The sequence below is a fragment of the Stenotrophomonas sp. YJH_SMC_101-4 genome (genome assembly GCF_059370395.1).
Genome location: NZ_JCAFTP010000003.1, coordinates 295,917 through 312,087, shown reverse-complemented (window position 1 = coordinate 312,087; position 16,171 = coordinate 295,917). Strand labels below are relative to the sequence as shown.

15 protein-coding genes are annotated in these 16,171 nt (G+C 67.2%); 7 read left to right on the top strand and 8 right to left on the bottom strand.

The window, feature by feature from the left end:
- Nucleotides 1-56 precede the first annotated feature (56 nt).
- A complete protein-coding gene (locus AC5P8D_RS12255) occupies nucleotides 57-551 on the top strand; it encodes a MarR family winged helix-turn-helix transcriptional regulator (RefSeq protein ID WP_010482680.1) in 495 nt (164 codons plus the stop codon).
- An 81-nt stretch (nucleotides 552-632) separates the two neighbouring features.
- On the opposite strand, the gene AC5P8D_RS12250 is transcribed toward AC5P8D_RS12255, so the two are convergent.
- The 4 genes from AC5P8D_RS12250 to AC5P8D_RS12235 all read right to left on the bottom strand — a co-directional run bounded on the left by AC5P8D_RS12250 (nucleotide 633) and on the right by AC5P8D_RS12235 (nucleotide 5,155).
- Nucleotides 633-1,772, bottom strand: a complete 1,140-nt coding sequence (locus tag AC5P8D_RS12250; RefSeq protein ID WP_495203366.1) for a hypothetical protein — start codon at nucleotides 1,770-1,772, stop codon at nucleotides 633-635.
- Nucleotides 1,773-1,973: 201 nt separating this feature from the next.
- On the bottom strand, nucleotides 1,974-2,579 hold the full coding sequence (locus tag AC5P8D_RS12245) for a thioredoxin family protein (protein WP_159360662.1): 606 nt from the start codon (nucleotides 2,577-2,579) through the stop codon (nucleotides 1,974-1,976).
- 19 nt (nucleotides 2,580-2,598) lie between these two features.
- Nucleotides 2,599-4,098, bottom strand: a complete 1,500-nt coding sequence (locus tag AC5P8D_RS12240; RefSeq protein WP_043399407.1) for a peptide MFS transporter — start codon at nucleotides 4,096-4,098, stop codon at nucleotides 2,599-2,601.
- Between the two features lie 181 nt (nucleotides 4,099-4,279).
- The gene (locus tag AC5P8D_RS12235) at nucleotides 4,280-5,155 is read right to left on the bottom strand and encodes a tryptophan 2,3-dioxygenase (protein ID WP_019338596.1); all 876 of its coding nucleotides are present in this window, start codon (nucleotides 5,153-5,155) and stop codon (nucleotides 4,280-4,282) included.
- Nucleotides 5,156-5,490: 335 nt separating this feature from the next.
- Here AC5P8D_RS12235 and pdhA point away from each other — a divergent pair, with 335 nt between their 5' ends.
- From pdhA to AC5P8D_RS12215, 4 genes are read left to right on the top strand one after another with little or no spacing between them, the layout of a single operon-like run.
- On the top strand, nucleotides 5,491-6,573 hold the full coding sequence (gene pdhA / locus AC5P8D_RS12230; protein WP_049401686.1) for a pyruvate dehydrogenase (acetyl-transferring) E1 component subunit alpha: 1,083 nt from the start codon (nucleotides 5,491-5,493) through the stop codon (nucleotides 6,571-6,573).
- Nucleotides 6,566-7,633 (top strand): alpha-ketoacid dehydrogenase subunit beta, encoded by a 1,068-nt coding sequence (locus tag AC5P8D_RS12225; protein WP_019338598.1) that lies wholly within the window; start codon nucleotides 6,566-6,568, stop codon nucleotides 7,631-7,633. Before pdhA ends, AC5P8D_RS12225 begins: the two co-directional genes overlap by 8 nt.
- A gap of 1 nt (nucleotide 7,634) precedes the next feature.
- Entirely contained in the window at nucleotides 7,635-7,988 is a 354-nt protein-coding gene (locus AC5P8D_RS12220; RefSeq protein WP_005411349.1) for an SH3 domain-containing protein, read from the top strand.
- Entirely contained in the window at nucleotides 7,985-9,373 is a 1,389-nt protein-coding gene (locus AC5P8D_RS12215) for a dihydrolipoamide acetyltransferase family protein (protein ID WP_495203365.1), read from the top strand. Before AC5P8D_RS12220 ends, AC5P8D_RS12215 begins: the two co-directional genes overlap by 4 nt.
- A gap of 136 nt (nucleotides 9,374-9,509) precedes the next feature.
- Here AC5P8D_RS12215 and AC5P8D_RS12210 read toward each other — a convergent pair whose 3' ends face one another.
- From AC5P8D_RS12210 to AC5P8D_RS12200, 3 genes are all read right to left on the bottom strand, one after another.
- The gene (locus AC5P8D_RS12210; RefSeq protein WP_049453966.1) at nucleotides 9,510-9,896 is read right to left on the bottom strand and encodes a VOC family protein; all 387 of its coding nucleotides are present in this window, start codon (nucleotides 9,894-9,896) and stop codon (nucleotides 9,510-9,512) included.
- A gap of 210 nt (nucleotides 9,897-10,106) precedes the next feature.
- Complete coding sequence (locus AC5P8D_RS12205; RefSeq protein ID WP_495203364.1) at nucleotides 10,107-10,814, bottom strand: helix-turn-helix transcriptional regulator; 708 nt, start codon at nucleotides 10,812-10,814, stop codon at nucleotides 10,107-10,109.
- Nucleotides 10,814-11,449, bottom strand: a complete 636-nt coding sequence (locus AC5P8D_RS12200) for a Rossmann-fold NAD(P)-binding domain-containing protein (RefSeq protein ID WP_495203363.1) — start codon at nucleotides 11,447-11,449, stop codon at nucleotides 10,814-10,816. The genes AC5P8D_RS12205 and AC5P8D_RS12200 overlap by 1 nt, the downstream gene beginning before the upstream one ends.
- A gap of 105 nt (nucleotides 11,450-11,554) precedes the next feature.
- On the opposite strand from AC5P8D_RS12200, the gene AC5P8D_RS12195 reads away from it, so the two are divergent.
- Nucleotides 11,555-13,093, top strand: coding sequence for a GGDEF domain-containing protein (locus AC5P8D_RS12195; RefSeq protein ID WP_049453972.1), 1,539 nt, complete (start codon nucleotides 11,555-11,557; stop codon nucleotides 13,091-13,093).
- Between the two features lie 95 nt (nucleotides 13,094-13,188).
- Here AC5P8D_RS12195 and AC5P8D_RS12190 read toward each other — a convergent pair whose 3' ends face one another.
- Nucleotides 13,189-14,115 carry a DUF808 domain-containing protein gene (locus AC5P8D_RS12190; RefSeq protein ID WP_043399421.1) on the bottom strand — a complete coding sequence of 309 codons (927 nt, stop codon included), beginning with the start codon at nucleotides 14,113-14,115 and terminating at the stop codon, nucleotides 13,189-13,191.
- A 209-nt stretch (nucleotides 14,116-14,324) separates the two neighbouring features.
- Here AC5P8D_RS12190 and AC5P8D_RS12185 point away from each other — a divergent pair, with 209 nt between their 5' ends.
- On the top strand, nucleotides 14,325-15,968 hold the full coding sequence (locus AC5P8D_RS12185) for an ABC1 kinase family protein (protein WP_224329419.1): 1,644 nt from the start codon (nucleotides 14,325-14,327) through the stop codon (nucleotides 15,966-15,968).
- Nucleotides 15,969-16,171 lie beyond the last annotated feature (203 nt).

Here is a 16,171-nt window from a genome sequence, read left to right as displayed (position 1 = left end):
GTCTGGACCTACCCCTTATAGTTACACTTGAAACCACCAGCAAGGTGCACCGCAACATGAGCCCCGCCGATCCCGCCTCGACCCGCCTGCGTGCCTCGCACGTCCTGCTCGACCTGGAACAGTTCCTGCCGTACCGGCTGAGCGTGCTGTCCAACCGGGTCAGCGGCAACATCGCCAAGCTGTACGGTGATCGTTACGGTCTGGCGATTCCCGAATGGCGGGTCATCACCATCCTGGCGCTGTACCCGGGCTCCTCGGCCAGCGAGGTCTCCGACCGCACGGCGATGGACAAGGTGGCGGTCAGCCGCGCCGTGGCCCGCCTGCTGGAGCGCGGCTTCATCAAGCGCGAGACCCACGGCGACGACCGCCGCCGCTCGGTGCTGGCGCTGTCCGCAGCCGGCTTCGAGGTCTACGAGACCATCGCGCCGATGGTGATCGAGATCACCCGCAAGCTGATGTCGGTGCTGAGCGAGGAGGAGGAGCAGCTGCTGGAAAAGCTGATCCTGCGCCTGGCCGGTGACGGCCTGGAGCGGATGGGCGAAGGGGTCTGAAAGCAAAAGGGGACGGAGGGGATTAAGCCGTTTCAGGCACACGAGGGCTGATTACGGCTTAATCCCCTCCGTCCCCTTATTTCAGCTCAGATGCTTGCGGCGCGCATGGATCCACGGCACCGCCAGTGCGGCAATGGCACCGCCGGCGAAGCCGAGCGAGGCGGCAACCGTGGCCGCTTCGACCGCCCCCGGCAGCGCCAGCGCGGCAGCTACAAGCAGCAGCGACGGCAGGCCGACGAAGGTGCCCAGGAAGAAATGCCAGCGCGGCGACCAGGTGTTGAGCTGCAGCAGGCTGACCGGCTGCCAAGCATCGGATGCGGCATCTTCGGCGATCTTCGCCACGGCCTTGGCCAGATCTACTTCCGGCAGCGCGCGCCCCTGCCGTGCGGTGGCCAGCAGCTCGGCCACGGCCTCCACCGGCGGGAAGCTGGACGGCCACGCCACCGGGGCCGGCACGCCGTAGGCGGTCAGCACCGGCACGCTCAGCCACGGCGCTACCAACGGACGCATGCGACGGCGACCGTGCACGCACCAGATCTGCGACTGGCCGTGCGCGGTGACGCTGTACAGCGCCAGTTCGTTGGCCGGCGGATAGCCGAGCATGGTCACCCGTGCCGCCAGGCTGTCCTGGCCCATCGCGCGCAGGAAACCGGGGCGGCTGCGCCCTTCCTGCATCCACGCTAGGCCGAGTGCACCCACCAGATAGGCCTCGGCCACGTCCTTGCTGCCGGCGGCGGCGCGTTCGTCGCTAGCCAGGTACCAGGCCAGCGATTTCGGTTCGGACACATCGTCCAGGCCCCAACGGCTGTCGTCCCCCAGCACATGGCGCACTGGCAGGCGCGCGGGCGCGGTTTCGCCACGCTCGCCTGGCTGCAGGAACGGCAGCACGCCCTGGATGAAGGTGGACAGTTCGATCGCACGCACGCCATGGCCCTGCCATTCCGGCGGCAGCAACCCGGCCAGCTGGCCGTCGACGGCCAATGCATCGAGCCTTGATTTCTGCTCAACCAGTTTCTGCACCGCCCCCTTCAGCACCACGTTGTCGGGCAGCGCGATCTGCGGCAGGCGATGGCGCGGCGGGGCCAGTTCAACACTGTCCTCGCCGGTACCGGCGTCATCCAGCAGCGCCTCCTGCGGCGGCAGGGTCACACCCTCGCCTGCTTCGCCTTCGGCCAGAGTACTGGCAGGTTCGGGCAGTCGTTCGGCGTGGTCGCTGTGCATGGGCGTTCCGGTAGGTTGCATCGACGGGTGTCGACTGAGGTCCTTGCCGGTAACGGCGAGCGCGTTGCGATATTGAGATGCCGATTTCGGGAATGTGACCGCAACCACAGTAGATCCACGCCATGCGTGGATGCGACCCGACATCAGTGCCGACCAACGGTCGGCACCTGCCGAGCATGCCGGCCAGCAACCGGCACTACCCTATTCCGGTTTGTCAGGTGCCCACTGCTTGAGGAACGCGGTCACGCGCGCGGGCTGGAAGGTTTCGCCCTTGCGCAGTTCACCCGTCGCCTGCGATACCAGCAGGCCGCCATCGGCGTCGAGCACCAGCAGGTACGGGTAGTCGCGCTCCATCACCGGGTAGTGGGCGAAGAAGGCGGCGTTGGGTTGTTCGTCGCTGGCGTTGACCTTCACCCACACGTAGTGGGCATCGCGGAAGCGGCGCAGGTCGCCGTTGCCTTCCACCACTTCGTCCAGCGCCCGGCAGCGATCGCAGGCGGCGTTGCCGACCTCGAGCAGGATGCGCTTCTTGCCGCGCTGGGCTTCCACCTTGGCGGTGGCCAGATCGTCGGCGGGGTTGCGGGCCGGGTCGAACTGCGCGCCGAGCCCGGCGATGGCGGCAATATCCGCCGCCACCGGGGTGTTGCCCGAGGCCACCGGTTCGCTGGGGTCAGCGACCGGTGGCTCGGTGGGTCGGGTATCCAGCGGCTGCGTGGGCTCGGCGGCGGCAGGCGGTTGCGGTTGGGAACAGGCGCCGATCAGCGCCGCACAGACCACCACCACTGCTCCACCGAGCTTCATGCGCATGCCTTCTACCCTCTCATCGTTACTTGACGCCGTGCATCAGCTTGTTGATCAGCGGGGCGATCAGGAACAGCACCACGCCGGAGCCGATCAGGGCCCAGAACCCGAAGGTATACCCCTTCAGGGCCGACTCGACCGTCATGCCGCCTTCACCACTGACCACGCCGGCGAAGATGCCCGACAGGTTGTTTCCGATGCCGGTGGACAGGAACCAGCCACCCATGCCGAAGCCGACCAGGCGCACCGGGGCCAGCTTGGTCACCATCGACAGGCCGATCGGCGACAGGCACAGCTCACCCACGGACTGGATGACGTAGACCATGAACAGGGTCCAGAACGGGATCTTGCCGTCCACGACCATCTGCGACAGCGCGTACATCAGCAGGGCGAAGGCGGCGCCATTGAACAGCAGGCCCAGGCCGAACTTGCGCGGGATGGACGGATTGGCGCGGCCCATGGCCACCCAGATCCAGGCGATGATCGGGGCCAGGGTGATGATGGCCACCGAGTTGACCGACTGGAACCACGCGGTCGGGAACGTCCATTCACCGAACTGGCGGTTGACGATGTTCTCGGCCAGGAAGGTAAACGAGCTGCCGGCCTGTTCGAAGAACATCCAGAACATCACGTTGAAGGCGAAGATGATCAGCATGGCGATCACGCGGTCGCGCTGCACCTTGCCCTCGCGGATGCCCTCGACCAGCAGCAGGATGGCCAGCGCGGTGAACATCGCACCCAGGATCCAGGCCAGCGCGGTGGCGCCGGTGGCCAGCAGGAAGTACGCGACCGGGATGGCGACCACGGCACCGGCCAGCACCATGATGATGCGGCCGAAGCCTTCAGCGCCGGCCGGCGGTGCACCGATGCCCTTCAGGCCGGCGCGACCGATGTAGAACCACACCAGCGAGATCAGCATGCCCACGCCCGAAGCGATGAACACGACCTTGTAGGACGGCATGGCATCGGTACCGAAGACCTTGCGGGCCAGGTACTCGGTCAGCACCGGGGCGATCATCGCGCCAATGTTGATGCCCATGTAGAAGATGGTGAAGCCCGAATCGCGGCGCTCGTCCTTCAGGCCGTACAGCTTGCCGACCATGGTCGAGATGTTCGGCTTGAACAGGCCATTGCCGACGATGATCGTGGCCAGGCCGAGCTTGAAGATGTGCTCCTGCGGCAGCGAGATCATGAACAGGCCGGCGGCCATGATGATCGCGCCGGTCAGGATCGATCGCTGATAGCCCAGTACCCGGTCAGCCACGTAGCCACCGAAGATGGCTGCGGCATACACCAGGGCCAGGTAGGCCCCGTAGATGCGGCTGGCGTCGCCTTCACCGGCAGCGCTGCCGTTGTAGAACTGGGCAACGATGTACAGCACCAAGGCCCAGCGGATGCCATAGAACGCAAAGCGCTCCCAGAACTCGGTCATGAACAGCATCCACAACGGGCGCGGGTGGCCCAGCGTGGTCTTGAAGTCCGGCAGCGCCGGCTCTGGGGTGTTCGCAGTGGCGTTTACGCTCATGCGGGTTTCCTGGTTCGGTGGATGACGAGCACGTCCGCTGTGCAGTTGGAGCAACGCGCGAGGATCACCGACTTCTGGCGTTCACGTCAAATACACGCCGTTTGAGGCAGGTGCCAGCCTGCTCGCTGAACTTGCATCTGAAACGATCCAGCCAGTGGCCGGGATCCAAGCTGAATACGGATCAGCCCTGCGCTGACGGGGGCCCGGCCTGCAGGCTGGTGCGCACCTGGAACAGCTCGGGGAAGAAGGTCAGTTCCAGCGCCTTGGCCAGGAAGCCCACCCCGGACGAGCCGCCGGTGCCGCGCTTGAAGCCGATCACCCGCATCACGGTGCGCATGTGTCGGAATCGCCATAGCTGGAAGGCGGTCTCCAGGTCCACCAGGTCCTCGCACAGCGCGTACTCGCGCCAGTAGCGGTCGGTGTCCTGGTAGATGCGTTCGAAGACCGGCTGCAGTGCGTCGTCGGCCACATGTGGCTGGGTCCAGTCGTGGTTTTCATACACGGCCGGTACGGCGTGGCCGAAGCGGGCCAGGTACTTCAGGAACTCCTCGTACAGGCTGGGCGCCTCCAGCACGGTGCGCAGCTGCGCCTGTCCGGCCGCATCGTGCTCGAACACCTGCAGCATCTGCGCGTTCTTGTTGCCCAGCAGGAACTCGATGTAGCGGTACTGCAGCGACTGGAAACCCGACGACGGGCCCAGCACGTCGCGGAAGCCCATGTACTCGGACGGGGTCAGCGTTTCCAGCACCGACCACTGCTCGGTCAGCTGGCGCAGCACCTGCTTGCTGCGCGCCAGCACCTTGCGGCACTGCCAGACTTCATCGCGCTGCAGGAAGCCGATTGCGGCGCGCAGCTCATGGCCCAGCAGCTTCAGCCACAGCTCCGAGGTCTGGTGCTGGATGATGAAGAGCATCTCGTCATGGTGCGGCGGGTTGGACAGCGGCTGCTGCGCGCTGAGCAGCTGGTCCAGCCGCAGGTAGCCGCCGTAGGTCAGGCGCCCCTGCAGGTCGGTGTGGATGCCGGCTTCGAGATCGCGTTGGTTGTTGTCGACGGACATGGGCGGGACCAGATCGGGGGCGGCAAGGGTAGCGCGTTGCCGCCGCGCTGGCAGCCGCCGGGCCCATACCCGGGCGTGCGGTTGGCCGTGGAGCATCGGCCGATCCCGGGCCTGCGCGTGGAACCGTCCAGGCCGTTGTACTGGCGGTCAGCCAGAGGCGTATTCTGATGCTTTGCAGCAACGACTGAATACGTTGTTGTTATTGGCCCCCCACCCGCCGGCAGGGGTAAAACGGGGAATCGCCGTGTTGCGGCGCAGGAAGGCTATTCCGTACGCGTTCCTTAACATGGCGATTCATATCATTTGTAACTTCTCTGTCGAAGGTGCAGTACGCAATGACGGTTGCCGCTGAATTCAAGATCGAATACCTGCAGTACCTGGATACGGACGGCACGCTCGTCCGCGACGACCTGCCCGCGTCGCTGCGCGACCCCAAGGTCCTGGTACCGCTGTTCAAGCAGATGCTGTTCGTACGTACGTTCGACAGCAAATCCATCGCGCTGCAGCGCACCGGCAAGCTCGGCACCTATGCCGCCTGCCTGGGCCACGAGGCTGCGCACGTGGGCATCGGTGCTGCGATGCAGAAGGACGACGTGTTCGCACCTTCGTACCGCGAGTATGGCGCGATGTTCATGCGTGGCGTGCGCCCGCACGACGTGCTGATGTACTGGGGCGGCGACGAGCGCGGCAACGATTACGGCGGCAACGCGGCCAAGGACTTCCCGTTCTGCGTGCCGATCTCCACCCAGTGCCTGCACGCCGCAGGTGCCGCGCTGAAGTTCAAGCTCAACAAGGAACCGCAGATCGCGGTGGCCGTGTGCGGCGACGGCGGCAGCTCCAAGACCGACTTCTACGCGGCACTGAATTCGGCCGGCGCCTACAAGCTGCCGCTGATCCTGTGCATCGTCAACAACGGTTGGGCCATCTCGGTCCCGCGTTCGGCCCAGACCGGTGCCGAAACGCTGGCGCAGAAGGGCCTGGCCGGCGGCCTGCATTGCCTGCAGGTGGACGGCAACGACCTGATCGCGGTGCTGGCGGCGATGGAGCAGGCACGCGAGCGTGCACTGGCCGGCGACGGTGGCACCGTGCTGGAACTGATGACCTACCGCCTGTCCGACCACACCACCGCCGATGACGCGCGCCGCTACCGCGACGACGCCGAGGTGAAGGATGCCTGGCAGCGCGAGCCGATGCTGCGCCTGCGCAAGTACCTGATCAACGCCGGTGTGTGGAGCGAAGAAGAGGAAACCGCCTGGGTTGCCGAGTGCGGCACGCGCGTGGACGAGGAAGTGAACCTGTACCTCAACACGCCGGTGCAGCCGGTCGAGGCGATGTTCGACTTCCTGTATGCAGATCCGCCGCCGGACCTGCTGGCCCAGCGTGCCCAGGCGATCGCCCTGGAGAAGCGCCATGGATGAGATCAAGAACGGCGCGCCCGGCGCGCACACCAACGCCGCCGACAGCGCTGCTGTCGCGCGCGGAGAAGAGAGCATGACCACCACGCCGATCACCCTCATCGAAGCCATCACCCAGGCGCTGGCCTGGGAGCTGGAGCACGACCCGTCGGTGCTGGTGCTGGGCGAGGACGTGGGCGTCAACGGCGGCGTGTTCCGCGCCACCGCCGGCCTGCAGCAGCGCTTCGGCTCCGAACGCATCCTCGACACCCCGCTGGATGAAACCACCATCGCCGGCCTGACCATTGGCCTGGCCGCGCAGGGCATGAAGCCGGTGGCAGAAGCCCAGTTCGACGGCTTCATGTATCCGATGGTCGACCACATCGTCTGCCACGCCGCACGCCTGCGTTACCGCACCCGTGGTCGCCTGCACTGCCCGATGGTGCTGCGCGTGCCGTGGGGCGGTGGCATCCGCGCGCCGGAACACCACAGCGAAGCCAACGAGGCGATCTTCACCAACGTGCCGGGCCTGCGCGTGGTGCTGCCGTCGTCGCCGCAGCGTGCCTACGGCCTGCTGCTGGCCGCGATCCGCGAACCGGATCCGGTGATCTACATGGAGCCCAAGCGCATCTACCGCCAGTACAAGGAAGTGGTCGTCAATGACGGCGAAGCCTTGCCGCTGGACGTCTGCTTCGTGCTGCGCGACGGCACCGACGTGACCCTGGTGACCTGGGGCGCACAGGTGAAGGAAGCGCTGGAAGCGGCCGACAAGCTGGCCGGCGAAGGCATCAGTGCCGAAGTCATCGACGTGGCCACGCTGCGTCCGCTGGACTTCGCCACCATCGCCGAGTCGGTGGCCAAGACCGGCCGCTGCGTGATCGTGCAGGAGGCCCCGAAGACCGCGGGCTTCGGCGCCGAGATCGCCGCGCGCCTGGCCGAGGAATCGATCTACGACCTGCTGGCGCCGGTCGAACGCGTTACTGGCTACGACACCCACATTCCGCTGTTCCGCCTGGAAATGAAGTACCTGCCGAGCGTTGAGCGGATCGTGGCTGCAGCCAAGCGCGCGGTGGCGGCCGGCTGACATGCGGGCCCGCCTTCTGGGGGCTTACCGCAGCCAGTATCCCAATCCGCTCCGGTTCCACACCGGCCAGATCGTCGAAGTAGGTGTCCGTGACGAGGAATGGCCGGCGTTTGCCTGGGTACGCACCAACGATGGGCGCGCTGGATGGGCGCCCATCGCCTGGTTGCAGCTGCTGGACGAGGGTCGCGCCGAAGCCCTGTGCGACTACGACGCCCGCGAGCTGGATGTGGAAAGCGGCGAGATGGTGAAGCTTCATCACGAACACGGTGGGTGGTGGTGGTCCGAGCGCGCCAATGGCGCGACGGGCTGGCTGCCGGCCCGCGAACTGGAACTGCTGGAAGAGAACTGCAAATGAGCCAGACCAAGAACTTCAACCTGCCCGACCTGGGCGAAGGCCTGCCGGACGCGACCATCGTCGAGTGGTTCGTCAAGGAAGGCGATGTGATCAAGCTGGACGAGCCGCTGGTCTCGATGGAGACCGCCAAGGCCGTGGTGGAAGTGCCCTCGCCGTTCTCCGGCAAGGTGCTGAAGCTGTCCGGCGGCGCCGGCGACATCATCCCGACCGGCTCGGTGCTGGCCAGCTTCGAACTGGACCCGAACCTGCCGCAGCGTGCCGATGGCCAGGACACCGGCCACAGCCATGGTCACGCCGCACCTGCCGCTGCACCGACGCCGCCGCCGCTGCCGGCCGCTGCCGCACCGGTCGCGGTGGAAGAAGCCAAGCCCGCCGCGGCCGAGCGTGATGACGCCGGTACCGTGGTCGGCGCGATGCAGAGCTCCAATGCCGTGCACGCGGAGCAGGCGCTGGCCGTCGGTGGCGTCAAGGCCGTGCCGGCCGTGCGTGCGATGGCGCGCAAGCTGGGCGTGGACCTGAGCCGCGTGGCCGCTACCGGCACCGATGGCGCGGTGACGATGGCCGACGTCAAGCAGGCCGCCGCCAACGGCACCGCCAAGCTTGGCGCCGCTCCGGCACCGGTCGCTGCCGCGGCGTATGCAGCGCCGGCCCCGGCGCAGGTGTCTGCCCCGGTGCAGAGCGAAGCCCGCACCCCGCTGTCTGCCGCCGGCAAGCCGATGCGCACCCAGCCGCCGGGCGTGGTCGCCAAGGGCCAGCCTGAACCGCTGAAGGGCGTGCGCCGCAACATGGCCCGCGTGATGGCCGATGCACACAGCAAGGTCGTGCCGACCACGCTGAACGACGACGCCGACATCCACGCCTGGCTGCCGGGCAACGACGTCACCGCGCGCCTGGTGCGTTCGATCGTGGTCGCCGCGCAGAAGGTGCCGGCGATGAACGCCTGGTTCGACGGTGAAGCGCTGACCCGCACCCTGCACGCGCAGGTGGACATCGGCATCGCGGTGGACACCGACGACGGCCTGTTCGTGCCGGCCCTGCGCAATGCCGACATGCTCGACGCACGCGGCATCCGCGAGGGCGTCAACCGCCTGCGCGAGCAGGTGGAATCGCGTTCGATCGCTGCCTCGGAACTGAGCGGCTACACCATCTCGCTGTCCAACTTCGGCATGTTCGCCGGCCGCTATGCGACCCCGGTCGTGGTACCGCCGTGCGTGGCCATCGTCGGTGCCGGCCGTGCCCGCCACCAGATGACCCCGGTGATGGGCGGCGTGGAAGCGCACAAGGTGATCCCGTTGTCGGTCACCTTCGACCACCGCGCGGCTACGGGTGGTGAAGCCGCCCGCTTCCTGCGCGCGATGATGGACGATCTGGCGCTGGCCAGCTGATCGGCCACCTGACCGGTGGGTGCCAACCGTTGGTTGGCACATGAACTGGGAAAACGCCGGGCGCAGCCCGGCGTTTTTTGTGCCTGCTCCGTCGCGCTCCATCCACGCATGGCGTGGATCTACACAATGCGGGCGATCAATCGCGCGCGACCAAGCCCTCGGCGCGGCTGTAGACACGCAGGCGGTGGCCGTCAGGATCTGCTCCAACGAAAGTGTGGCCGAACTCCAGTGTCACCGGCGCCTGCAGGATCTGCACGCCGAGGGCGCGCCACGCATCGTGCATCTGCTGCACGGCGTCGGGGTTGGCGACCACCATCGCCAGTTCTGCGGCACCGGCCTGCGTGGACACCGGTGGTTGCACATCGTCGCGCTGCCACAGGCCGAGTGCGGCGCCATCGCCTAGCAGGAACAGGGCGAAGCCAGGAGACTGCTCGACCGGCGGTTTGCCGAGGATGCCGCTGTAGAAGGTGGCGCTGGCGGCGACGTCGCGCACGTACTGCAGCAGGGTGCTGGGCGTGAACATGGGGAAGCTCCGTTGTTGGGAGCGTTCATGGTGGTATGGGCCTGCTGACAGATTCTGTCAGCATATTCGACTGTCGGTAGAGTCGTCTGTCGGTAGAGTCGACTGTTAGTCGACTGCTCTTCCTTCAACGCGCTTGAAACCCCGCGCTGCGCGCGATAGTCGACTAACAGTCGACTCTACCCCGCCGCCCGCTTCCCGCTGTTGCTGTGGTTATGAGCGGTCCAACCAGTCCGGTGCGATGCCCTGTGCCTTCTGCCACCGCCGCAGCAGGGTGGCGCGTGGCACGAGGTAGTGATCCTCCAGCACACGCACCTGGCGGATGCGGTCCAGCCGGAAATGACGGAAATCCTCGCGGCGCTCACACCACGCCGCCAGCATCGGCACTTCATCGAAGTAGCCCAGCGCGAACGGCCAGACGGTGCGCTCGGTACGCTGGCCCTGCGCGTCCTCGTAGCCGAACTTCAGGCGCTGCTGTGAACCGACAGCCTCTCGCACGGCCTGCAGACGAGCTGGGGGAACCTTGGCCGCCGCACGCGAAGGGCCCACCCGCAGGCCACTGTCACGCAAGGCCTCGCGCCGCGCTGCGGGCAACACATGCGCGATACGCGCCAGGGCATCGCGTGCGGCTTCGGCCAACGCGGGTTCGGTACGGGCCGCAACCCAGCGCAGGCCCAGCACCAGCGCATCGATCTCGGCCGGTGGCAGGGTCATGGGAGGCAAGGTATCGCTCGGTGCCAGCAGGTAGCCGACGCCGGCCTCGCCACGCAGGTCAGCGCCCTGCTCGCGCAGGGTCTCGATATCGCGGTACAGCGTGCGCAAGCTGATGCCCAGCGCGTCGGCCAGCGCCTGCCCCGCCACCGGACGTCGATGACGGCGCAGCAGCTGCAGCAACTGGGTCAGGCGCAGCGCACGTGACATCAGCCGACCAGTGCGCTCGATGCCACCACGTGCTCGCCCGGCTGCGGGGTCAACGCGGCCTCGACCAGCGCTTTGGCAATTTCAGCGGCCGGATTGATCCGCCACGCCCGCGGCAGCACCGGCCCCAGCACGCCCAGCACCTTCAATGCGAGGCGCTCACCGCGGCGGACCTCGCTGCGCTCGCCCCCGATCAGCCCTGGGCGGACCAGGGTCAACGAGTTGAAGCCCAGCGCGCGAAGGTCGCGTTCCAGCTCGCCCTTCACCCGGCTGTAGAAGATCGACGACTGCGGGTTGGCGCCAGCCGCGGAATTCAGCACATAGGTCTGCGCACCCTGCGCCTTCGCCAAGCGGGCGAACGCCAGCGGATAGTCGTGGTCGATGCGATGGAAGGCCTCGCGGCTGCCGGCCTGGGCAATGGTGCTGCCCAGCGCGCAGATGACCGCGTCTACGCGCGCCCATTCGGGCGAGGTGGGCAACGCGTCGAAGGCCAGCACCGGGTTCTCCAGCTTCCCGTGGGTTACGCCCAACGGGCGGCGGGTGGGCGCCACCACGGCGCTGCAGCGCGGGTCGACCAGCAGCCTGGGCAGGGTCAGCCCGCCGACCAGGCCGGTCGCCCCCAGCAACATCACGCGCATCACCACCTCCGCTGCGGCATCCTGTCGCCCATCGTAGCCGTTCAAGCCATCGGCAGCCGCGCCGATATGCTGGAACCTGCCCCTGCCAGCCCCAGGATTCGCTCCATGACGGACCAGCCCGACCACCGCCCTGCCCCCGGTACCGCCCTTGGGCCGCCGGCACGCGTGCGCGCGGTGGTGGACGATGGGCTGGGCGACCGCGTGGTGCTGCAGGGCGGCGGTGGCGTGGCCCTGCAGCAGCTGTTCGCAGGCGCCGACGCGCCGGAACCGCTGCTGGCGGCGTTCGCCAACGGCATGGCCACGCTGCCTGGCGAGCTGGGCGACATGGGCGACCGCCTGCAGTCGGCGCAGGCCAGCGCCGATTGGCCGCGCTATGGGCGCGCGATGCGGCAGCTGATCGACAAGTACATCCGCACCATCGAGCAGCATTCGCCGGACGGTCAGCCGGAAAGCCTGCGCCTGTCCGAGCAGCTGCGGTTGCTGCTGGGCGGTGCGGTGGTGGCCCTGCTGCAGCACGACCCGGATCTGCGCGAACAGGCGCAGGCCCTGGCCACGCGCCTCCGCCAGTGGCAACCGGGTACCGCACTGGAGCCGATCGAACAGGGCGTGCGCGAACTCGGCCACCAGGTTGGCGTGCGCGCCGAAAGCTGGCAGGAGCAGCAGGCGCTGCTGCTGGAGCTGTTCGCGCTGTTGCTGGAGAACGTGAGCGAGCTGCTGGACGACCGCAGCTGGCTGCAGGGCCAGATCGCGGCGGTGCGCCAGTTGCTGGACGGACCGCTGGAAGCCGAAGCGGTCGAGCGCACCCGCGCCGAACTGCGCGAAGTGATCTACAAGCAGGGACTGCTGCGCCAGGGCATTGATGATTCGAAGGCGGCGATGCGCGGGTTGATGGGCGAGTTCATCGAGCGCATGGATGGCATGGCCACCAGCACCGGTGAATACCACGACCGCATCGGCAGCTACGCGCTGCAGCTGCGTGAGGCGCGCAGCATCGCCGACCTCAACCAGCTGCTGCAGGAGGTGATGCGCGATACCGGCAAGGTGCAGCAGCAGGCCGCGCAGGCCCGCGATCATCTGGCCAGCGCGCGGCAGGAAGTGGAACGCGCAGAGCAGCGCATTGCCGAGCTGGAGCAGGAACTGCGTGCTGCTGGTGACCTGGCGCGTATCGATCCGCTGACCCAGGCACTGAACCGCCGCGGCCTGGACGAACTGCTGCAGCGTGAGCTGGCGCGTGCCATGCGCAACAACTCGCCGCTGGGCGTGGCGGTGATCGATCTGGATGATTTCCACCTGACCAACGAGGCGCACGGTCACGCGGGTGGCGATGCTTTGCTGCAGCACCTGGTGGCCGTGTGCAAGCTGCTGCTGCGCGCCACCGACGGCATCGCACGGTTGGGCGGCGACGAGTTCGTTCTGGTACTGCCGGAAACCCAGGGCGCCGACAGCATGGCCACCGTGCAGCGCCTGCAACGTTCACTGGCGCACCGCGTGCTGACCGTGCAGGACCGGCGGGTGCCGGTGCATTTCAGCGCCGGGCTGGCGCAATGGCAGCCCGGTGACGATACCGAGACCCTGCTGCGCCGCGCCGATGACGCGCTGTATGCGGCCAAGCGGCAAGGCAAGAACCGGGTGCAGGCGGGCTGATGATCCAGCGTGCAGACGCTGTAGCGCCCGAGCCCATGCTCGGGCGGCGGCGCGCAGCGCCGTAGAGCAGCCGAGCGTGGGCTCGGCTCTACAGATCACTTCCCGCGCAGCTTCTGGAACCCGGTCACCGCCGCCAGCACGATGGCGCCGGCGATGATGCCGACCACCATGTTGGCCGCAGCACTGATCAGCCAGCCCCACTGCCCTTCACCGCCCAGCGCCTGCACCGCGTGGTGCAGCGCCGGCACGTTGTGCACCAGGATGCCGCCGCCGACCAGGAACATGGCGATGGTGCCAGCCACCGACAGGAACTTCATCAGCCACGGCGCCGACGCCACCAGACCGCGACCGAAAGCGGCAATGGCTCCGCCCTTGCGCGACAGGTACAGGCCGACGTCATCAAGCTTCACGATGCCCGCGACCAGCCCATAGACGAACACCGTCATCGCCAATGCAACCACGGCCAGCGTGACCACCTGGTTGGTGAACGGCGCGGTGGCCACCACGCCCAGGGTCAGCACGATGATCTCGGCCGAGAGGATGAAGTCGGTGCGGATCGCGCCCTTCACCTTGTCCTTCTCCCACGCCACCATGTCCACCTGCGTATCGGCCAGCGCCTTGCGCCGTTCGGCCTGATGCTCGGCGTCGTCCTCGGCTGAGTGCAGGAAGCGGTGCGCCAGCTTCTCCACGCCTTCGAAACAGAGGAAGGCACCACCGATCATCATCAGCGGCACGATCAGCGGCACGTTCCAGCCGCGGCTGTGCAGCCAGGCCTCCAGGGCGCTGATCGCCAGTGCTGCCGGTACCAGGATCACCTTGTTGACCAGCGAGCCCTTGGCCACCGCCCACACCACCGGCAGCTCGCGGTTGGCGTTGACCCCGGTCACCTGCTGCGCGTTCAGCGCCAGGTCGTCGCCCAGCACACCGGCGGTTTTCTTCGCCGCGACCTTGGTCAGGACCGAGACATCGTCGAGGAGGGTGGCGATATCGTCGAGCAGGGCGAACAGGCTGGCACCGGCCATGGGAAGTCCAGAGAGGGAATGAGCGGATTCTGACCGATACCGGGGCGGCTGCGGAAGCGGTCGGATTCACCGCGTGCCTACCGCCCCCCGGCGACACTGCGGAATCCGGACATTGCTGGCCAGCGGCCGGCACGACCGTCTTTGCCGCATGGGAGTTCCGCTTGAGCAATCCGCCCACCGCCAATGGCAATCCCCCGCTGGTCAAAGGCATGAACCGGCGCAGCCAGATCCTGCGCCTGTTGATGCGCTACCGCCATTCAGGCGTATTTTCCGGCATGAACCTGGATGCCGCGGGCAATCCGGCCGACGTACCGGCAGATGGCAACCCGGAACAGTTCGTCAGTGACCTGGAAGCCTTGGGGCCCACCTTCGTCAAGCTGGGCCAGATGCTCTCTACCCGCCCGGACATGGTGCCGGTGGAGTTCGCCACGGCGCTGGAGCGCATGCAGGAGAAGGTGGCCGAGATTCCGGTCGAGCGCATCCATGCCATCGTCGAGCAGGAACTGGGCGCCCCGGTGAACAAGCTGTTCGCTGCGTTCGATCCCGAGCCACTGGGCTGCGCGTCGATCGCGCAGGTGCACCGCGCGGTGCTGCACGATGGCCGCCAGGTAGCAGTGAAGGTGCAGAAGCCTGAAGTCGCCGCGCAGCTGCGCTCGGACCTGGAGGCGCTGCGCAGCTTCGCGCTGGCCGCCGACCACCTGACCCAGGTGGGCCGCCGCGTGCGCCTGCGGGATTGGCTCAACGAGTTCGCCAAGACCCTGATGCAGGAGCTGGACTACCACGCCGAGGCCGAGAACCTGGCCCGCTTCGGCCGGCACCTGAAGCCGTTCCGCCGCCTGTGGATACCGCAGCCGCTGTGGGACTACAGCAGCCAGCGCGTGCTGACCATGGAACTGGCCACCGGCGTGCGCGTGGATGCGATCCCCGATGTGCGCCGCACCGAACAATCGATGGACCCGTTGGCGGCGGCGCTGATCCGCGGCTACCTCGACCAGATCTTCGTGCACGGCGAGATCCACGCCGACCCGCACCCCGGCAACCTGCGGGTGATGCCCGATGGCCGGCTGGCGATCTTCGACCTGGGCATGGTCGCGCACATGCCGCCGCGCCTGCGCGAGCGCTTGCTGAAGATCCTGTTCGCCGCGGTCGACGGCCGTGGCGAGGAAGTGGCCGACGACCTGATCAGCATCAGCACGCGGCTGGAGGCGTTCGACGAGGAACGTTATCTGCGCGAGACCGGCCAGTTGATCGCGCGTTACGCCGCCAGCGGCACGTTCTCCGAAGGCCGCGTGGTGCTGGACATGGTGCGCATCGCCACCGCCTGCGGGCTGCGCACGCCGCCGGAACTGAGCCTGCTGGGCAAGGCACTGCTCAACCTGGAAACCGTGTGCCGGCTGCTGGCACCAGAGCTGGAAACACGTCGCATCGTCGAGCGCCAGCTGCAGCACGTGATGCGCGCACGCCTGAAGAAATCGCTGTCTGCCGCCAACCTCGCCAGCGAGGCGATGGAGCTGCAGCAGCTGCTGCGCGATGGGCCGCGCAAGCTGTCGGACATCATGGCCCTGCTGGCCGAAAACCGCCTGCAGATGAAGGTGACCGGCCTGGAAGAATCGCGGTTGATGGAGAACCTGCAGAAGATCGCCAACCGCGTCGCGGCCGGCATCATCAGCGCCGCGTTGATCATGGCCGCCGCGATGATGATGAAGATCGACACCGGCTGGCATCTGTTCGGCTACCCGCTGATTGCGCTGATTCTGTTGTTCATCGGCGTGGTGCTCGGCCTTGGCATCGTGACCAGTGCATTGCTGTTCGACCGTCGCGCACGGGCACGCGAAGAACGCGGGCATCGCTAGCGCATCAACGAAAACGCCGTATTCATGCGGTTTTTAATGCAATCCAACGTAGCCTTTCACGCTCGTTTTACCTTCTGAGCGCGATTTCGCGCGCGTCATTCCAACAAACATTTCAGTCAGGTTCGTGCATGCACTATCGAGTCATCGGCCTGTCATGTGCATGTGCTTGCGACAGCGCCGGTCGGATGGACACGCGTCGGTAC